The sequence below is a fragment of the Cupriavidus sp. FW305-F7 genome, from assembly GCF_058782875.1.
The window spans coordinates 70,282-88,072 of the sequence record NZ_JBYSYC010000038.1; the positions used below are offsets into that span (position 1 = coordinate 70,282).

Below are 17,791 nucleotides of genomic sequence, written 5' to 3' on the forward strand. Positions count from 1 at the left end.
TGGCTCGTCCGTCGTCGACAGCCGAAATGGTCATTCGCAACACGGTCATCGAAGTGAAACTTGAACGTTGGCATTCGCGGCGTTCGCACTTCCCGCCGCCTATGGAGACGCCACGGCACTAGACTGCTTTCCAGCTTGATAACGATCAGTCTTCACGCGCAAGCCGCAACAAGACGTCAGCAAGGGCACGAATCTTGGACTGTACAGCGCGTTGGGACGGATAGACGAGGAAGTAGGACAGGCCGTCTTGAACCACGTCGCCAAACGGTGTCACCAGCGCCCCTGCCCGGAGTCGGTCCCTCGCCATCCGAGGATCGCCGATTGCAACTCCATGCCCCTCCGTCGCAGCGGTGAGCGTCAATTCGAGAGTATCGAAAACGAGTCCGCGGATCGCGTCGATCTGCCGTGCCCCAACGCTTTCTAACCAGCATCGCCACTCCTCATGGCCGTGTCCGGGATGGAGCAAATTGACATGAGCGAGGTCTGCTGCCGATATCAGCGATGCGGCCAATTCGCTTGTACACATTGGCGTGAGTCTCTCTGCAAACAACGGTATCGCATCCATACCAGCCCACTGTCCGGTTCCACGCACAACAATGGCGTCGACGTCGGACGTAGTGAAATCTGGCGTGTCGTCCGCCGATGTGGAGATGCGGAGCTCTGTCCCAGGCAGTGCGTGATTGATGTCTGGCAGCCGCGGGAGCAACCAACGAATCGCGAACGTGGACGGTAACCGCAGGCTGACGACGGACGCTGTTTTAGAGTGAACGTCTGCGTGCCGAACCAGTTGCGTCAATACATTCACCGCCACGGTCAGCAGTGCGTTTCCTTCTGCTGTCAGCGACAGCCCCGACGCGTGGCGCACGAAGAGTGCACATCGATAATGCGCTTCCAGTTGCTGGACCTGACGGCTCACTGCGCCCTGCGTTCGACACAGATGGTCAGCGGCCTTGCTGATACTGCCAAGCTGTGCCGCAGCGACGAATGACTGAAACGCTGTCAGCGCGGGCAGAGAGCGCGTGAGGTCAGCCAATGGATATGCATGGGCCGCATACCCGGGTTGCGAATTTTTCGATTGTTCGGTCATCGGTGCATCACTATCGTGCCTGTATCAGATGCGTGTTCGTTCGAATGGGCAGAATTGTCAACGAAAGATCGGAGAATGATTGTGGTCTCATCGTCGGAAGCACTATACACGCGGCAAGTTCGCATCTACCTCAAGGAGCTGGCGGGCGGCGATGTCGCTGCGATCTGTGCGTTGTTCTCGCCGGACGCACAGATCTTCTCGCCGTTTCTCGGCTGGATGTGCCCTGCGCCTTTCTTTGCAAAGGTCGTTGCAGCGTCGGGAGAAAGCAAGATCACCCCCATCGACATCTGCGTCAGCACGACGGGGGCTCGACGTGCGACCGGTTACTTCATCTACGACTGGGGGCTGAATGACGGTTCCGCTGTGCGCTTCGAGTGCGTCGACGTGTTCGAGTTCGACGACAATGGGCTCATCGAGCGGATGACGATCGTCTACGATACCCACCCGATCCGCAGTACGGTCGGCGACAAATATGCGTAGCCGGAAGGGCTTGCGCAGCACGGTGTTCAGGTTCTCGTCGCTGCTCGCAAGCAGATATTCCTCGCCGAAGATCCAGGTTTCCCCTTCCAGCATCCTGTGCAACTCGGTACTCTTCCTTAACGAGCGCTTGCTTTCGGGCTGAACAACAGCTCCTGCAGACCCACCAGAAACTGCAGACGGTCCGCCACCATCTTGCTCGCCTCGATGATCGCGGATAGGGTCCTGTACTGCAGCAGTTCGGCCAGTTCCGACTGTTTGAGTTCGCCCAGCAGGAGGAGACTGTCGTGCTGCAGCTTCGCGACATAGTCCGAGCACAGGTAGGCAGTGAAATTGCTTTCGCTGCCAGGGCGAATGAGGATTCAACCGGTCAGCAGACATTTGAAGCACTCGCATCGACTTGCGGCATCCCTGAGGGGATCGTGTCCCGCCTGCCATCAAGCTTAATCGCCACTCGGGTCCTGAGCGACAGCAAGCTTGTGAGCCACCACTGGCCGAGAAATTGATAAGGCAGTTCGCACTCACGCTCGGACGCGCTGCTTACGTTCCGAAGGAGCAGCGCTCATTTCCGCAAAAGGATCGCATACAGCACCCACCCCTCATTGTATCTGGGCCAATAGAGTATTCTCATTGGCGCCTTTCGCGCACGGCTCATACACCACATTCACATCGCGACGCCGCACAGACCACGGCACTGTGGTGCGAATAATCCTAAACTTCGCTGATAGGGTTACACCCATAAATGTTGACATCGCCTGAGAGCGCTTGGCCTCCGGCACACCCCAGCAAACGCGACCATGAAAGAAAAGGAGCTCCGTTTCGCAGTCGTGCTCTTTGGCGGCGTGTCGCTGGCGATTTATCAGCACGGGATCAACCGGGAAATCCTGAATCTAATTCGCGCCTCGAAACTTTGTCATAGCGCCGACATGCGCGGCGCCGAATCGACTTCCCCGCCGACCCTTTGCTCGCGCTACCCCGACGAACCTAACTCCTCCACGGGAGACGTCTATCTTGAATTTCTTGACAGCATCAGGAATGACTTAGACCTCCGTGTCATCGTCGACGTAATCACAGGAGCCTCGGCTGGTGGCATCAACGGCGTCGCTCTCGCGACGGCACTTGCCCACGACCTTAGTCTTGTACCGTTGACTGAGTTGTGGCTCGCCCAAGCTGACCTCCTGAACCTGCTGTCGCCTGACGCGAGGGCACGGTTGTGGAGTAAATGGTATGTCCGGCCATTGTTGCCCGCACTCGTCTCCCGACTTGAGCGGGAGGGCCTCCTACCCGGCATAGCAACCGAGGAAGTCAGGGAACGAATCTCCGCCTTCTTACGCTCGCGCTGGTTCAAGCCGCCGTTAGATGGCCGTCGCCTCACCAATCTGATTCTTGACGGCCTCGCAGCCATGTGGCGCTCCGGTTCCGCGTCCGAGTCCCTGCTGCCAGCGAACACGAGGCTTGATCTCCTTGTTACGGTCACCGATTTTCGAGGACTGGATCGAGCCATCTTTCTTCATGATCCTCCGGTCATCCACGAGAAGGACCACCGGCTGCTCCTGCAGTTTTGCCTCGACCACTTCGGAGCTGGCCATCTGCGCAGCGACTTCGATGTAGACAGTCTGGCGTCCCTGGCATTCGCTGCAAGAGCCTCGGCAGCGTTTCCGGGAGCATTTCCCCCAGCGCAACTTGGCGAAATGGATAGCGTCCTGGCCGAACGTCGGATGGCATGGCCGTCACGGACACACTTTATGGAACGCAATTTCCGTCGATACCTCGACTGCGGCATCGATCCCGGCGACGCTGTGCTGATCGATGGAAGCGTCCTCGACAACAAGCCAATTCTGGCCTGCATCCGCGCGATTCTTCCCCATGGTGCAACCCGGGAGGTAGATCGGCGCCTGGTATTCATTGACCCACACCCTGGTCCGCCTACAGTGCAGTCTAGCGGTGGCATTCCCGGCTTCTTTTCCGTCTTGCGCGCCGCCCTTTCGGACTTGCCTCGCCACAGTCCCGTCTTCAACGAACTGGCCATCGTCAGCCGGCACAACCGGCAGGCGCGTCGCCTGAAATCCACCGTCGCAAATGCCCGCGGCCATGTCACCCGCCTCATTGAGCAAGCCACTGCTGGGAGATTGAGAGATCACTTCACCCCGAGTGACCTGACACATTGGCGGCTCGCATCCTTGAATCTTTTAAGGGGAACGGCCATTGTCTATGACGCCTGGATGCGCTCCCTGGTGCTTGAGGCCCTCGACTATCTCGTCCAAACGATCAGCAGCATCTGTCGCTATGCACCGGATTCGCGTGAGGCTGACGCGGTCCAGAACGTCATGGAGGAATGGGCAAAACAACGAAGGATCATTGTCGAGTCCTACGAAATACCCGACACCATCTACGACAATGCCGATCTACCGGCGTTTGCGAGATTCGTCCTTGATTTCGGAGTCATTTACAAGAAGCGACGGATGAATTTCATCTTGTATGAAATCAATGGTCTTTACCACGCACTCTCAGCGAGGAGTTCAACATCTGCAGAATCCAGAACGCTGGACATCCTAAAGATCAAGCTTCAAGAATGCCTTGACAAACTCACCACCCATGAAGGCACCAGCTTCCTGAGCCAGGGCGCTATCGAGCAGTGCCGCCAGCTCTTTCTTGTCAGGCCCGATGAACTTGCACCACTTTACACGCTTGGCGACTCATTCTTCAGCCGGAAACTCAGTCTTGATGACATATCGAAGCTGGTGGATAGGCTGAACCAGGAGTGCGATTTTGCGCAGGTGCTGAAGAACACGGAAGCCATCCTGGCATCGCCCCTGATCTTCACTCTGAAAGAAGAATTTCGGGTTGCCATTCTTACCGCTTATCTCGGCTACTTCTACTGGGATATCCTTCTTCGCCCAGCCTCGAGCGTCTTATCGTTGAACACGGGACCGATAGAAGAAATCGTTGTGGATCGCATCAGTCCAGCGGACACAACGATCATCTCCCTCTCAGCGGAAAGTGGTTGCCTGCTGGGAGCAACGCTTGGCGGCTTCGGTGGCTTTCTGGGCCGAGCTGCGCGCGAGAATGATTATTTGTGGGGCCGACTGCATGCCGTCGATCGCCTGTTTGACATTCTCCGTGACACCGTTCCTGCCCCATTGCGCGAGCATCTGGACATCACTGCCCTTAAGAAGCGCGCCTTCCTGAGTGTGCTGGACGAAGAGTCGACCAAGCTCAAATGCATTCCCGAACTATTAGCCGAACTCAACGACGCGATCACGCGTATTTGAATCCTGCCAAAGACTGTGCGTGGGGCGTCCTGAAATTGACCACGATTCGCCTACGAGGAAGACGACCGGATGGATATATGTGAAGACCGTGGCATGACAGGTTGCCCTCCCCCAAGAGCGCTAGCCCGCTTTGGGTCTCGTGCTTTGAGCACGCGGCGAAGATGAGAGCGTTCTTGGCGAATTCCATCAGGGTCGGCAGGAATTTGGCCGGCAAGACAAGGCTGATATAGGTCTGCACGTCGGAGCCGACTCCGGCGCTTACCTAGCTAGCCAAGCGGGGCGCGTTTCATATAGGAACCAAAAAAGTGGGGCGCCTGAGGAAAGGAGACCGCCCCACACCAGCACATGCCCCGACGGTTCTAGAACCTCGGCAATCCCCGCCCCTGCACCTCCGCTCTGGCCGCGCGAGCCGGCGTCTTACCCAGGCCGGCCATCATTAGAAGATGTGTCGGATACCCGCCGCGACACCAGTCTGATTGCTCTTGCCCGGAAGTTCCGTAATAGAACCGCCGCTGACCTTGTTGTAATCGACGGTCCCATAGACCTGCGTTCGCTTCGAAAGTGAGTACTCCGCCAGCAGTACGCCTGTGTAACGCTTGCCACCGTTACCAGAGAGACCGTTCACGTTCCGTGCGTCGTCGTAGTAGAAGACGCCAGTCAGCGCTAGAGCGGGAGTGGCCTGGTAGGTGGCGCCCAAATATCCGATCGTGTCCTTGCGCGGGTTGTCAATAAAGCTTCCACCAGTGGGAGCGGGATTGGCGATCGAACTGGCCGTTGGATCGGCGTTGAGCGTCGCATCGGTGATACCAGTGTGATCCCTGGCCCCAACATAGCCCAGAAACAGCTTGGCGGCGCCAACAGTATAGATGCCTGCTGCGCCCCACATCTGTTGCCGGTTGCTATTCGCATCACGCAACTCCTGGTACATGGCGCCGATGGCGAACGACCCCAACTTGTAAGAGGCGCGTGTGCCCCAATACTGGTTTGAGGTCATGCTGCCCGCCTTCTCTCCAAATCCGTAGCTCGCCCCAATATCCAATCCGGAAAAGGAGCCCTCGTAGCTGACCACATTGTCAGACCGAAATTGCGTCACGAGGTACGGCCACACATTGGCGCCGTAGTTACCCAGCGTCAGCGGATCGAATTCGCCGAAGAACTTGAACACTTCCGTGTACTGCCGGCCCAGCTTGACAGCTCCGAGGCCTCCCGCAATACCAACGTATGCCTGGCGGCCGAACAACCTTCCCCCTTGATTGGCGCGACCGGTATCCGGATCAAAGCCATTCTCGAGTTGAAAGACCGCCTTCAAATTGCCCCCGAGATTCTCTGCCCCTTTCAGCCCCCACCGACTGTTCGCGATGGCTCCATTAGTCAGTTGGACAAGGCCGTGGTTGCTTGCATCTGAGTTAGTCGTGTAGCGCAGACTTTGATCCACGATGCCGTATAGCGTGACCGACGACTGGGCATACGCACCTCCGGCCACTAGCGCACCAAGCACCGAAGCCATGGCAGTCTTCTTCATGATCCTCCTCCTAGATTCTTCTTGGTCAGTTTTCTATCAATGAAACTTGCAAAGGGCTCCTACGGCTCCCCAGAGCCCGTGTTCGCGCGTCACCGAGCCGCCGCACTCGTCAAATCTGAAATGTCTCGTCTGAACAGCGCACCAGCGGTGCATACAGCGCACGATCACAAAGAGACCCGCGCCGCATCGTCCGGTGATTGGTCCACCAGACTGGGCGCATTGTGCCGGCCGGGTGTACCGGTCGCTTGAATTGGCGCAGCCTTATGATTGCGGTTTTTTGCACAGCCCTAAACGCCGATAAGCGAAATGCCCTCGAGGGACCGCCAGCGCTCAGCCATTCGATGCAGGCGAATGGTCGTTTCAGAAAAACGAGATTTACCTCGCATCCTTCGTTGACGAAACTTCGCATAGAGCCCAGTGGTTGCAGGCCCCCGGAGATAGGTGTCGCGCCGGACACACGACTCCCTCACCTGCTTCCCGGTGCGCTCACTATTGCCAAATTCACTGCCGGGCCAGCTCGCCGCACTAGTGCGGAAGTCAGCACCAGCGCCAATGCGAGGTAGATATGCGTCCCCTGGATGGTGTTACCGTAGTTTCTCTTGAGCATGCGATCGCAGCACCCTTCTGCACCCGCCAGCTCGCGGACCTGGGCGCCCGCGTGATCAAGGTCGAACGGCCGAAAGTCGGGGACTTCGCCCGTGGCTATGACGAACGGGTGGACGGCATGTCCTCGCACTTCGCATGGACCAACCGCTCCAAAGAAAGCCTGGCGCTCGGCCTCAAGCACTGCGAAGCCCCCGCTATCCTGCGGAAGATCTTGGACAAGGCCGATGTGCTGGTCCAAAATCTGGCCCCGGGCGCGGCCGACCGCCTCGGCCTGTCCTACGAAGCGTTGTCCCAGCGCTACCCCGGCATCATCGTCTGCGACATCTCGGGCTATGGCAATAACGGCCCCTATCGCGACAAGAAAGCCTACGACCTGCTGATTCAGGCAGAGTCAGGCTTTGTCTCCATCACCGGCACACCAGACAGTCCGTCCAAGGCCGGCTGCTCGATCGCGGATATAGCCGCCGGGATGTACGCCTACACCAATATCCTGGGTGCCCTACTGCAGCGCGGAAAGACCGGCAAGGGCTCGCATATCGATGTCTCGATGCTTGAAGCCATGGTCGAGTGGATGACGTACCCGCTCTACTATGCGTTCGACGGTGCCACGCCGCCCCCCCGTGCCGGCGCATCTCACGCGACCATCTTCCCATACGGCCCGTTCACCGCCGGTGACGGCAAGACCGTCATCCTGGGCCTGCAGAATGAGCGCGAGTGGGAGGCGTTCTGCCGTGTCGCGCTGGAACAAGTCGATCTCGCCGCTGACACGAGATTCGCTTCGAACTCGCTGCGCACGAAGAACCGCGACGCGCTGACGCAAATCATCACGACCGCGTTCTCGTCGCTAACCATCGAGGAAGTGGTCGCACGACTGGAGCGAGCACAGATCGCTAACGCCCGCATGAACGACATGCTGGATGTCTGGAGCCACCCCCAGCTCAAGGCACGCGAACGCTGGACTTCCGTCCAGTCGCCGGTCGGCGAGATTCCGGCGTTGCTTCCGCCGGGCATGCCCAATGGGTTCGAGCCCAGGATGGATGCCATCCCGGCACTTGGGCAGCACAGCGAAAGCATTCTGCGAGAACTCGGTTACACCAGCGGCGACGTCACGCAATTGTGTACCGAAGGCGCGATCTGACCTTCGGCGTCCCGGCCAATTACCACGCCTGAAGCTCCCTTTCCCGTTCGCCAACGGCGCGAGAAAGGGGGCCCATCCGTCCTTTTAGGATCACAAAATTGTCAACCTCGCCCGCTCGCTCCTATCTCTTCGTACCGGCCAACCGACCCGAGCGGTTTGCCAAAGCCCATGCATCTGGCGCCGATGTCGTCGTTCTCGATCTGGAGGACGCTGTCGCGGAAGCCGACAAAGGCAAGGCCAGGCAACTGCTGCAAGACTATCTCTCCGCAGGGGGCTCCGGGATGCTGCGAATCAATGCCACACAGACCCGCTGGTTCGAAGACGATGTACACCTGTGCTGCATGGAAGGCGTCCAGGGAGTGGTACTCCCCAAGGCCGAACGCGCTGGCGATATTGCCTTGCTGGTTAAGCATCTGAGGCCAGGGATCAAGGTCCTGCCGCTGATCGAAACGGCGGCTGGCATGGAGAATGTGAAGAATGTCGCCTCTGCCCCTGGCGTCGATCGGCTGATATTCGGTACCGTCGATTTCCGCACCGAGCTCGGTATCGAAGGCGATGATCAGGAGCTTTTGTTCTTCCGCTCCATGCTCGTGCTTGCTTCGAAGTCTGCCGGGATCAACGCGCCGGTCGATGGCGTGACGGTCGCCATCTCTGACTTGGAGGAACTGCGTGTTGCCGGTGCTCGTGGACGTCGGCTGGGCTTCGGTGCAAAGCTCTGCATCCACCCATCTCAGGTTTCCGAAGTCAACAACGCATACCGGCCGAGCGCCGCCCGCTTGGCTTGGGCAGAGCGAGTTATGGAGGCAGCCATGTCCAGTCCGGGAGCGTTCCGGTTGGACGGTGAAATGGTTGATGCCCCTGTCATCGCCCGCGCCGCAGCGCTGCTAAAGCAGGCGGGCAGAGCGACTGCCTGACCCGTTCCCAAGCATACAAATCGAGCTCAGCCCCCCACAAATGAAGAAGATCCGTAGCCTCCTTGTCGCCAACCGAAGCGAGATTGCAATTCGCGTGATGCGAGCCGCCAGCGAGCTTGGCATTCGCACCGTTGCAATCTATTCATACCAAGATCGCTTTGCGCAACACCGCTTCAAGGCGGACGAGAGTTATCTTGTCGGCCAGGGCAAGAAGCCCGTGGACGCGTACCTGGATATCGAGGACATCCTGCGGGTGGCCAAGGAGGCGGCTGTTGACGCCATCCACCCGGGCTACGGCTTCCTGTCCGAGAATCCGGACTTTGCCGAGCGATGCGCTCAGGAGGGTATTGCGTTCATTGGGCCGAGGCCGGAAGTGATGCGCGAGCTGGGCAACAAGGTGGCAGCCCGATCGCTGGCCGAGCGCGTAGGTGTTCCGGTCGTGCCCGCCACCAGCGCACTGCCGCAGGACCCCGAAGCATGCAAGCGACTGGCCGCAGCAGTCGGCTATCCGCTGATGCTGAAGGCGAGTTGGGGCGGTGGCGGACGGGGGATGCGGGCCATACAGCAGGAAGCCGAACTGGCCAGCGCGATCGCCGCGGCGCGTCGCGAAGCCAAGGCGGCATTCGGGAACGACGAAGTCTATCTTGAGAAATTTATTGCCCGTGCAAAGCACGTGGAAGTTCAGATACTCGGGGACACTCACGGCAACATCGTCCATTTGTTCGAGCGCGACTGCTCGGTGCAGCGCCGCAACCAGAAAGTCGTCGAGCGCGCGCCAGCCCCCTACCTCCACGATGCGCGGCGTCAAGCGCTGTGCGCGGAGGCGTTGAAACTCGCCAATGCGGTCTCCTACACGCATGCAGGAACGGTAGAGTTCCTGATGGATGCGGACACCGGCGAGTGTTACTTCATCGAAGTGAACCCCCGGATCCAGGTCGAGCATACGGTGACCGAGGAGGTGACCGGCATCGACATCGTCAAGGCACAGATTCGCATCACCGAGGGCGCGCGCATCGGCGAATCCTCATCATCCGTCCCGAGCCAGGACAACATCAGGCTACGCGGCCACGCAGTACAGTGCCGGGTGACCACGGAAGACCCCGAGAACGGCTTCGCTCCTGACCATGGCAAGGTCACGGCATATCGTAGCGCGACAGGCTTCGGCATCCGTCTCGATGCCGGCACGGCCTACACCGGCGCTGTGGTGACGCCGTACTATGATTCACTGCTTGTCAAAGTGACCTGCAATGGGCGCGATGCCGACGAGGCCAACGAACGCATGAGCCGGGCGTTGCGCGAGTTCCGGGTACGTGGCGTCGCCACTAATCTGGCCTTCCTCGAGAACGTCATCGGCCATGAGGAATTTCGTTCGGGGCGGTGCACCACACGGTTCATCGACAATACTCCGGAGCTTTTCACTTTCCGACAGCGCCGTGACCGCGCGACAAAGCTCCTGAACTTCGTTGCCGACGTCAACATCAACGGTAACCCCGACGTCACCGGCCGTCCCGCGCCGCGACATATCGTACTGAACCATCCGCTGCCGGCATGCGAAGTCCCGTCTGAGATTCCCGACGGTACACGGACACTCCTGTCCAGGATTGGACCTCAGGCGTTCGCGCAATGGATCAAGGACAGCCAGGCTGCGCTGCTCACCGACACGACCATGCGCGATGCCCATCAGTCATTGCTGGCGACCCGGATGCGCACGCGTGACATGGCCGCTATCGCGCCCCACTACGCACGCCAGTTGGCCGGACTGTTCTCGATGGAATGCTGGGGTGGCGCGACCTTCGATGTCGCCCTGCGCTTCCTGAGGGAGGACCCCTGGAACAGACTGGCGGCGCTGCGTGAAGCCGTGCCTAATATCCTGTTCCAGATGCTTCTGCGGGGCTCCAATGCGGTCGGCTACACGAACTACGCCGACAATGTCGTCGAATACTTCGTCAAACGTGCGGCAGCCTCCGGCATCGACCTCTTCCGGGTATTCGACTCGTTCAACTGGGTCGAGAACATGCGCGTCGCGATGGATGCCGTGCTGGAAGCCGGCGCCCTCTGCGAAGGCACGATCTGCTATACCGGAGATCTGCTCGACAACGCTCGCGGAAAGTACAACCTGCACTATTATGTCAAGCTCGCCAAGTCACTGGAGAAAGCAGGCGCACATATCCTTGGCGTCAAGGACATGGCCGGCGTATGTCGGCCGCAGGCAGCATCGGCACTGGTCAAGGCGCTCAAGGAAGAAGTCGACCTGCCGATCCATTTCCATACCCACGACACGAGCGGCGCGGCAGTTGCGTCGGTCCTGGCCGCGATTGAGGCTGGTGTGGATGTCGTCGATGGTGCCATGGATTCCATGAGCGGCCTAACGTCCCAGCCGAGCCTCGGAGCAATCTGCGCCGCACTTGAGCATAGCGAACGCAAACCGGCACTTGGCTATCGCGAGCTGCAACCGTTCTCGGCCTACTGGGAATCCGTACGCAGAAACTACGAACCGTTCGAGGCTGACATGCGCGCCGGGACGTCAGACGTATATCACCATGAAATGCCTGGCGGCCAATACACGAACCTGCGCGAGCAAGCCCGTTCCCTTGGCCTGGAAGCGCGATGGCCGGAGGTCGCGCAAGCCTATGCGGACGTCAACGTCATGTTCGGCGACATCGTCAAGGTTACGCCGTCTTCCAAGGTGGTCGGCGACATGGCGCTGCATCTGGTCTCGAACAATCTGACTACAGCGGATATCGCCGATCCCACTCGGGAAGCCTCGGTTCCCGACTCAGTCATTTCGATGCTTCGTGGGGAGATGGGTTACCCGGCCGACGGATTCCCACCCGGGATTCAACAGAAACTGTTGCGCGATGCCACCCCAATTGAGGGGCGTGCTGGCGCCCACATTCCATTGGTGGACCTTGCCGAGGCTCGTGCGCAAGCAGAAAGGGAACTCGGGAACTGCCTGTCCGACAATGATCTTGCGTCGTACCTGATGTACCCCAAGGTCTATAAGGAGTTCTGCGCGCACCGCGAGCAGTATGACGACGTGTCGATCCTTCCCACACCTGTGTTCTTTTATGGACTGGAGGTCGGGCACGAGATTGCGGTCGACCTGGAGCGAGGAAAGACATTGTTCGTCAGCCTGGGCGCCCAGGCTGACCCGGACGATGACGGCGGCGTGCGCATGTTCTTCGATGTCAATGGCCAGCCACGGCCGATTCGCGCCGCGAAGCGGGATGGCCGCAAGGCGGCTCAGCCCGCTCGGATGGCGAACGCCGACAATCCGTTGCATGTCGCCGCCCCCATGCAAGGCAGCGTCATATCGATAGCAGTCAGTATCGGGCAGGCGGTCACCAAGGGCCAGCCTCTGGCGGCCATTGAGGCGATGAAGATGGAGACCAGCGTAGTCGCCGAAGCAAGCGGGACGATCAGGGAGATCCTCGTCCACCCCGGCACGCTGGTGCGCGCCGGCGAGCTGTTGATTGAGCTGCGGGCAGAGGGCTGACGGGCCAACGCCAGCGACTGAGCGCTGGCGTTGGCGTTGGCTTCGCATTCGTAGTGGTACCGATGTCTCATGCGGCGCCTTTCTGAACGTCCCTTGCCGCCCAGATCGCGCCCGCGCCCCTTTGCCGGGCGGCCACATTCTTGCCCGGATCCCGACTAAGCATGCCGGCGGGTCTTGCGCTACCTATAGTCCGCCGCGCCTCAGCCGCGCGACCGTATGCAGCGAGACCCCAAAGCGATCGTAGAACGACTCTTCCAGATCGTTGCCCGCCCACCCCACCCGGGTCTTCAGGTCATTTACGGACAGCTCTAGCTGCATGGCCTCGAACAACGCACGCATGAGCCGTTGCGTGCGGCAGATTTCGGTCAGCGCCGCACCCTGCATAAACAAGGTGCGACGAATACTGTGGGTGGTTGTACTCAATGCGTTGGCCACTGCCTCTGCGCTCCAGGCTCGCTGCGGATGGTGAAAGACATTGGCGGAGATCTGCTCGCGCAGCAGTAAACGAAATTCTCCGCCTTCAGTGTTTCCAAGGACGCCAGCAGTTCCGATGACGTCGGTCCGATTCCCGTCGTCGAGCTCGATGTGGCAGGTAGACGCAGAAAATGGGCTGCCGCCGACGTGCAGGTCGACAGGCTCGAAGGCGGGAACCTGCACCGGCTGCCCTTCTTTCAGTCTGCGGTGGAAGCCACGCCTTGTCATACCAAAAATTCCATGGCAGGGGGTGATCCTCAATGGAAAGGCCGGGAAAAGGCATGTGAGCGAAATGCGCGAACAACTACGAATCTGGACTTGCATGGCATTGGCGACCGGGTGCAGCACACCGATAGCTTGGCCACTCTTTCCTGCAACGTAAATTTGATTGTTCCGAACGGCCCATTCGGCGGGCTGCGGTCTTTCTGCTTTCCATGGGCTCGAAAGCCTCGTTCCGAACTTTGGAATTGGAGCCCCGACGCGCAGGCGGCATAGTGAAGTCCTGCGAACCAGAACTGAACCAAGTGAATCCGATGGATATTGTGAAACTGAAGGAGTGGATCGGTAAGGCCACCGAATCCGAGGACGAGATCACGCTCTTTCCGGTCAAGGCGCTCGCGGCAACCCTGGATTCTCCGGAGCGTACACCGAGAAAAGGCGGGGCATTGCCGCCGCTGTGGCACTGGCTGTACTTCCTGCCACTGCATCCGCTATCAGAGCTCGGCGCCGACGGCCACGCCAATCGCGGTGGCTTTCTGCCCCCCGTGCCGCTGCCACGCCGCATGTGGGCCGGCGGACGGCTTCGATTCCATCAGCCGCTTCGTGTCGGCGATGCCGTATCCAAGACCTCGCGAATTCTGGACGTTAACGCCAAGACCGGCCGCAGCGGCTCGCTGGCCTTCGTGACCGTTGAACACCAGTACTACGGCCCCAGCGGTCTTGCCCTGACGGAAGAGCATGACATCGTCTACCGGGAACAGGCATCGTCCGGTGCGCCCTCCCCTGAGCCAACGCCGGCACCGACCGACGAGCAATGGTCAAGGGAGATCGTCGCCGACCCTGTCCTGCTGTTCCGCTTCTCGGCGCTCACCTTCAACGGGCACCGGATTCACTACGACCGCCAGTATGTGACTGCCGTGGAGCACTACGGTGGCCTGGTCGTACACGGCCCGCTGCTGGCCGTACTGCTGATGGATCTTGTCGGCAGGAACCTGCCCGACCGGTATATCAGCAGTTTTTCATTCAAGGGGTTGCGGCCCACTTTCGTCGGCCAGCGCTTCCACGTCTGCGGAAAACTGGGCGACGACGGAAAATCCGTGGCCCTATGGGCCCGGCAGGAAGACGGTGCGCTGGCGATGACCGCAAGTGCAGAGCTTAACTGAGCAAACGATCACGGAGACTTCTCGTGCAGGACAGAATCGACGAATACCAGGAAATCCGCGAAGCGGTACGCGACCTTTGTGGCCAATTCTCGGCCGAATACTTCCGCAGGATTGACGAAGTACGGGGCTACCCGGAGGAGTTTGTCAACGCACTGACCGCCGCCGGCTGGCTGGCCGCGCTGATCCCAGAAGAGTATGGCGGCTCGGGGCTTGGCCTGACACAAGCGTCGGTCATCATGGAGGAAATCAATCGGGCGGGCGGCAATTCTGGCGCATGCCATGGCCAAATGTACAACATGGGCACCCTGCTGCGGCACGGATCGGAGGCGCAGAAGAAGGCCTATCTGCCTAAGATTGCCAGCGGTGAGTTGCGCCTGCAGTCGATGGCGGTCACGGAGCCGACGACCGGCACCGATACCACCAGGATCAAGACCACTGCCGTCCGGAAGGGCGACCGCTATGTCGTCAACGGGCAGAAAGTATGGATCTCCCGGGTCCAGCATTCAGACCTGATGATCCTGCTGGCGCGCACGACGCCGCTTGCCGAGTGCAAGAAGAAGTCCGAGGGCATGTCCATTTTCCTCGTCGATCTGCGCGAAGCGATCGGCAACGGGCTGTCGGTCCAGCCCATCATCAACATGGTCAACCATGAGACCAACGAACTGTTCTTCGACAACCTTGAGATCCCGGCCGAGAACCTGATCGGCGAGGAAGGCAAGGGCTTCAAGTACATCCTCGATGGCTTGAATGCAGAGCGCACGCTGATCGCGGCTGAGTGCATCGGGGACGGCTACTGGTTCGTCGACAAGGTCACCAAGTATGTGAATGAGCGCGTGGTATTCGGGCGCCCAATTGGCCAGAACCAAGGCGTCCAGTTTCCCATTGCGAAGGCGTTCATCAACGTTGAAGCGGCCAGCCTCATGCGCTTCAGGGCAGCAAAGCTGTTCGACGCACACCGGCCGTGCGGGGCCGAAGCTAACATGGCGAAGCTGCTGGCCGCGGATGCGTCATGGGAGGCAGCAAACGCCTGCCTGCAATACCATGGCGGCTTCGGTTTTGCCGCCGAGTATGACGTCGAGCGCAAGTTCCGCGAGACGCGACTCTATCAGGTGGCCCCCATCTCGACGAACCTGATTCTGTCGTACGTGGGCGAGCATATCCTGGGCATGCCGCGCTCGTTCTGACCAATACCTGTGATTAACAGCGAGGCCGGCAGCCACAGCGCCGTCGCCCTCCGATCTCGAAAGTAATCTTTGCCGCATATTACGAGCGAAAATCTGACCTCTTTGCGACCAGCCGCAAGGCTGGCAAGAGGATCACCACTTGAGATAAAATTAGCTCCGATTGCATTCCATAACCTGATCAAAATATCAGGCACGACCCGGGGCATCAGGTGACCACGTTCAAGCAGTTGGAGGCCTTCGTCGCCATCAGTGAGATGGGGTCATTTGACGCTGCGGCCGAGAAGCTAGACATCGCGCAATCCGCGGTTTCCAGGCATATCAAGGAGTTCGAGGCCCGCTTCGGCTACCCGCTGTTCGACCGGTCAGGCCGAACTGCCAGACTGACCCTGGAGGGCGCAGAGGTCCTGGCGCGTGCTCGCGACGTCCTGAAGAAGCGCAACACCTTGCTCGAGCAGTTCGTCCGCAAGGATGCGCTCGTTCGCAAGTTGCGTCTTGGCGTCACAGAACTCACTGCAGTCACCTGGCTTCCCTTGTTCGTGGACGCAATCCGTTCACAGTTTCCTCAGGTCGTCGTCGAGTTGGAAGTCGAACATAGTGTCCCGCTGCATGACCGTTTGCGCACTGGCCAGCTCGATCTCGTCGTAGTGCCGAACGCATTTGACCTGACCGGCCTCTTGCGCACCAAACTGGCTGAGGTCAGGAACGGCTGGTTTTGCAGCCCAACTCTCGACATCCCCGATGGCCGAATGAAAGTGGCAGAGCTCAGCAAGTACCCCCTCCTGATGCAAGGGCCGCAGTCTGGCGCCGGCGTCCTCATGCGAAGCTGGTTTGCCAAGAACGGTCTGACGCCCAGGAATACACTGCTGAGCAACAGCATCGCGGCGCTTGGCGGCATTGCCGTTTCTGGACTTGGCGTGGTCTACCTGCCAGTGGTTGTGTCACGAGGCCTGGTAAAAAAGGGGCTGCTGCGCGAAGTTCACGCAAGCCCTGCCCTTCCGGCTATCCGCTATGTGGCTTTGATGCGCGCCGATTCCGCGACGCCCTTTCATCGCACGATTGCCGCCCTGGCACAACGCACCTGCGACTTCGAACGTCCTTACGAGCAAAGCATCTCTACAGACTCGCACGAAACTCTGCACGATGCTCACGATTAAGCAGATCGAAGCGTACTATTGGGTGGCAAAACTCGGCACGGTGCAACGTGCCGCGGACAAGCTCCACGTCACCCAGTCAGCCGCCACCAAGCGACTGCAGGAAGTGGAACGGCTTTCCGGTTCGCCCCTGTTCGAGGAAGCCGGACGCAAGGCCACGCTTACGGCAAAGGGACACGAGATGATGCTGCTCTGCGCCGACCTGCTGGAGAGCGTCTCGCACCTCGAGGAAATACAGGCATCGACGCGCAACATTTCGCGCGTCGTCCATGTCGGCGTTACGGAACTCGTGGCCATGTCATGGTTTCCTGCACTGGTACGGAAAGTGCGAGCCGTCTATCCGCAACTGACCCTGCAACCACACATCGACCACTCCGCGGTGCTTCGCGACAAGATCGTGGACGGACAGCTTGACGTGGCCATCCTGCCGGAAGCATTTGGCACGCGGTCTGCGGCCAAGGTCAATCTGGAGCTTGTCGAGTTCGCTTGGTTCAGCCCGCCTGGCACCTTCAATCGCGGCGAGGTTGTTCCGCTTCAGCAGCTCGCGACATTGCCCGTCATCGAACAGGACCGCACATCGATCATCACCGCGCTGTGCTCGAGGCTGTTCGACCAGGTTGGGGTCGAGCCCACACGACTCGGCGGAAGTCGGAGCATCATCACGCTGGCGGGCTTGATCGAGGCAGGCATTGGCGTTAGTTGCCTGCCGCGCGAGTTCTTTACCAACGAAGTCGCGCAAGGACGCCTGCAGATCGTCGAGACCGACCCGCCGCCCCCCTCGGTTCGCTACTGCGCCATCTATCCCGAACAGGCGGCGCTGGGACTCGCGGTGGCGGAACTGGCGCGCGAGTGCTGCGACTTCTCACGGATGCGAGCCCCCGCGTCGCTAGGCTAGCGTCTCCTGCGCCCCCTGCCCAAACGGGGACCGGTCTCAGATCCGGATCTCAGCCGACTTTTCCTGAAAGCGCTTCCCCGCCCGGCTCTCCGGGCCGCACTTCTGCGCCTTTCATCATCACAAAATGGAATATTTAATCATTCCATTAAATCACTTACGCGACGTCTTCCTTTGACCCATGATTTGCACAGAG

Annotated in this window: 12 protein-coding genes; 9 read left to right on the forward strand and 3 right to left on the reverse strand. The window is 59.7% G+C overall.

Features of this window, described 5'->3' with window-relative positions; all coding sequences use genetic code 11:
• Positions 1–145: 145 nt before the first annotated feature.
• The gene (locus tag AC3WL8_RS29120; RefSeq protein ID WP_492379394.1) at positions 146–1,087 is read right to left on the reverse strand and encodes a LysR substrate-binding domain-containing protein; all 942 of its coding nucleotides are present in this window, start codon (positions 1,085–1,087) and stop codon (positions 146–148) included.
• Between the two features lie 81 nt (positions 1,088–1,168).
• Between AC3WL8_RS29120 and AC3WL8_RS29125 the strand changes: the two genes are divergently transcribed.
• Positions 1,169–1,567 (forward strand): nuclear transport factor 2 family protein, encoded by a 399-nt coding sequence (locus AC3WL8_RS29125; protein ID WP_492379408.1) that lies wholly within the window; start codon positions 1,169–1,171, stop codon positions 1,565–1,567.
• 794 nt (positions 1,568–2,361) lie between these two features.
• Positions 2,362–4,836 carry a patatin-like protein gene (locus AC3WL8_RS29130; protein ID WP_492379395.1) on the forward strand — a complete coding sequence of 825 codons (2,475 nt, stop codon included), beginning with the start codon at positions 2,362–2,364 and terminating at the stop codon, positions 4,834–4,836.
• A gap of 436 nt (positions 4,837–5,272) precedes the next feature.
• Here AC3WL8_RS29130 and AC3WL8_RS29135 read toward each other — a convergent pair whose 3' ends face one another.
• Positions 5,273–6,358: a porin gene (locus AC3WL8_RS29135; protein WP_492379396.1), complete on the reverse strand. Its 1,086-nt coding sequence runs from the start codon at positions 6,356–6,358 to the stop codon at positions 5,273–5,275.
• A 565-nt stretch (positions 6,359–6,923) separates the two neighbouring features.
• Here AC3WL8_RS29135 and AC3WL8_RS29140 point away from each other — a divergent pair.
• From AC3WL8_RS29140 to AC3WL8_RS29150, 3 genes are all read left to right on the forward strand, one after another.
• Positions 6,924–8,102: a CaiB/BaiF CoA transferase family protein gene (locus AC3WL8_RS29140; RefSeq protein WP_492379397.1), complete on the forward strand. Its 1,179-nt coding sequence runs from the start codon at positions 6,924–6,926 to the stop codon at positions 8,100–8,102.
• 98 nt (positions 8,103–8,200) lie between these two features.
• Entirely contained in the window at positions 8,201–9,016 is an 816-nt protein-coding gene (locus AC3WL8_RS29145; protein WP_492379398.1) for an HpcH/HpaI aldolase/citrate lyase family protein, read from the forward strand.
• Positions 9,017–9,056: 40 nt separating this feature from the next.
• Entirely contained in the window at positions 9,057–12,512 is a 3,456-nt protein-coding gene (locus AC3WL8_RS29150) for a pyruvate carboxylase (RefSeq protein ID WP_492379399.1), read from the forward strand.
• A 183-nt stretch (positions 12,513–12,695) separates the two neighbouring features.
• Here the strand turns inward: AC3WL8_RS29150 and AC3WL8_RS29155 are convergent, their stop codons facing one another.
• A complete protein-coding gene (locus AC3WL8_RS29155) occupies positions 12,696–13,310 on the reverse strand; it encodes a hypothetical protein (RefSeq protein WP_492379400.1) in 615 nt (204 codons plus the stop codon).
• Between the two features lie 209 nt (positions 13,311–13,519).
• Here AC3WL8_RS29155 and AC3WL8_RS29160 point away from each other — a divergent pair, with 209 nt between their 5' ends.
• The 4 genes from AC3WL8_RS29160 (at position 13,520) to AC3WL8_RS29175 (ending at position 17,598) form a co-directional block, all read left to right on the forward strand.
• Positions 13,520–14,368 carry an HTD2 family dehydratase gene (locus tag AC3WL8_RS29160; protein WP_492379409.1) on the forward strand — a complete coding sequence of 283 codons (849 nt, stop codon included), beginning with the start codon at positions 13,520–13,522 and terminating at the stop codon, positions 14,366–14,368.
• Positions 14,369–14,391: 23 nt separating this feature from the next.
• Entirely contained in the window at positions 14,392–15,552 is a 1,161-nt protein-coding gene (locus AC3WL8_RS29165; RefSeq protein WP_492379401.1) for an acyl-CoA dehydrogenase family protein, read from the forward strand.
• A gap of 209 nt (positions 15,553–15,761) precedes the next feature.
• Positions 15,762–16,706: a LysR family transcriptional regulator gene (locus AC3WL8_RS29170; RefSeq protein WP_492379402.1), complete on the forward strand. Its 945-nt coding sequence runs from the start codon at positions 15,762–15,764 to the stop codon at positions 16,704–16,706.
• The gene (locus AC3WL8_RS29175) at positions 16,693–17,598 is read left to right on the forward strand and encodes a LysR family transcriptional regulator (protein ID WP_492379403.1); all 906 of its coding nucleotides are present in this window, start codon (positions 16,693–16,695) and stop codon (positions 17,596–17,598) included. Before AC3WL8_RS29170 ends, AC3WL8_RS29175 begins: the two co-directional genes overlap by 14 nt.
• The last annotated feature ends 193 nt before the right edge of the window (positions 17,599–17,791 follow it).

Bases quoted from the DNA above. Each gene is read 5' to 3' on its own strand.
- AC3WL8_RS29120 (WP_492379394.1), bottom strand. From the start codon at position 1,087: ATGACCGAACAATCGAAAAATTCGCAACCCGGGTATGCGGCCCATGCA.
- AC3WL8_RS29130 (WP_492379395.1), top strand. From the start codon at position 2,362: ATGAAAGAAAAGGAGCTCCGTTTCGCAGTCGTGCTCTTTGGCGGCGTG.
- AC3WL8_RS29135 (WP_492379396.1), bottom strand. From the start codon at position 6,358: ATGAAGAAGACTGCCATGGCTTCGGTGCTTGGTGCGCTAGTGGCCGGA.
- AC3WL8_RS29140 (WP_492379397.1), top strand. From the start codon at position 6,924: ATGCGTCCCCTGGATGGTGTTACCGTAGTTTCTCTTGAGCATGCGATC.
- AC3WL8_RS29150 (WP_492379399.1), top strand. From the start codon at position 9,057: ATGAAGAAGATCCGTAGCCTCCTTGTCGCCAACCGAAGCGAGATTGCA.
- AC3WL8_RS29155 (WP_492379400.1), bottom strand. From the start codon at position 13,310: ATGCAAGTCCAGATTCGTAGTTGTTCGCGCATTTCGCTCACATGCCTT.
- AC3WL8_RS29160 (WP_492379409.1), top strand. From the start codon at position 13,520: ATGGATATTGTGAAACTGAAGGAGTGGATCGGTAAGGCCACCGAATCC.
- AC3WL8_RS29175 (WP_492379403.1), top strand. From the start codon at position 16,693: ATGCTCACGATTAAGCAGATCGAAGCGTACTATTGGGTGGCAAAACTC.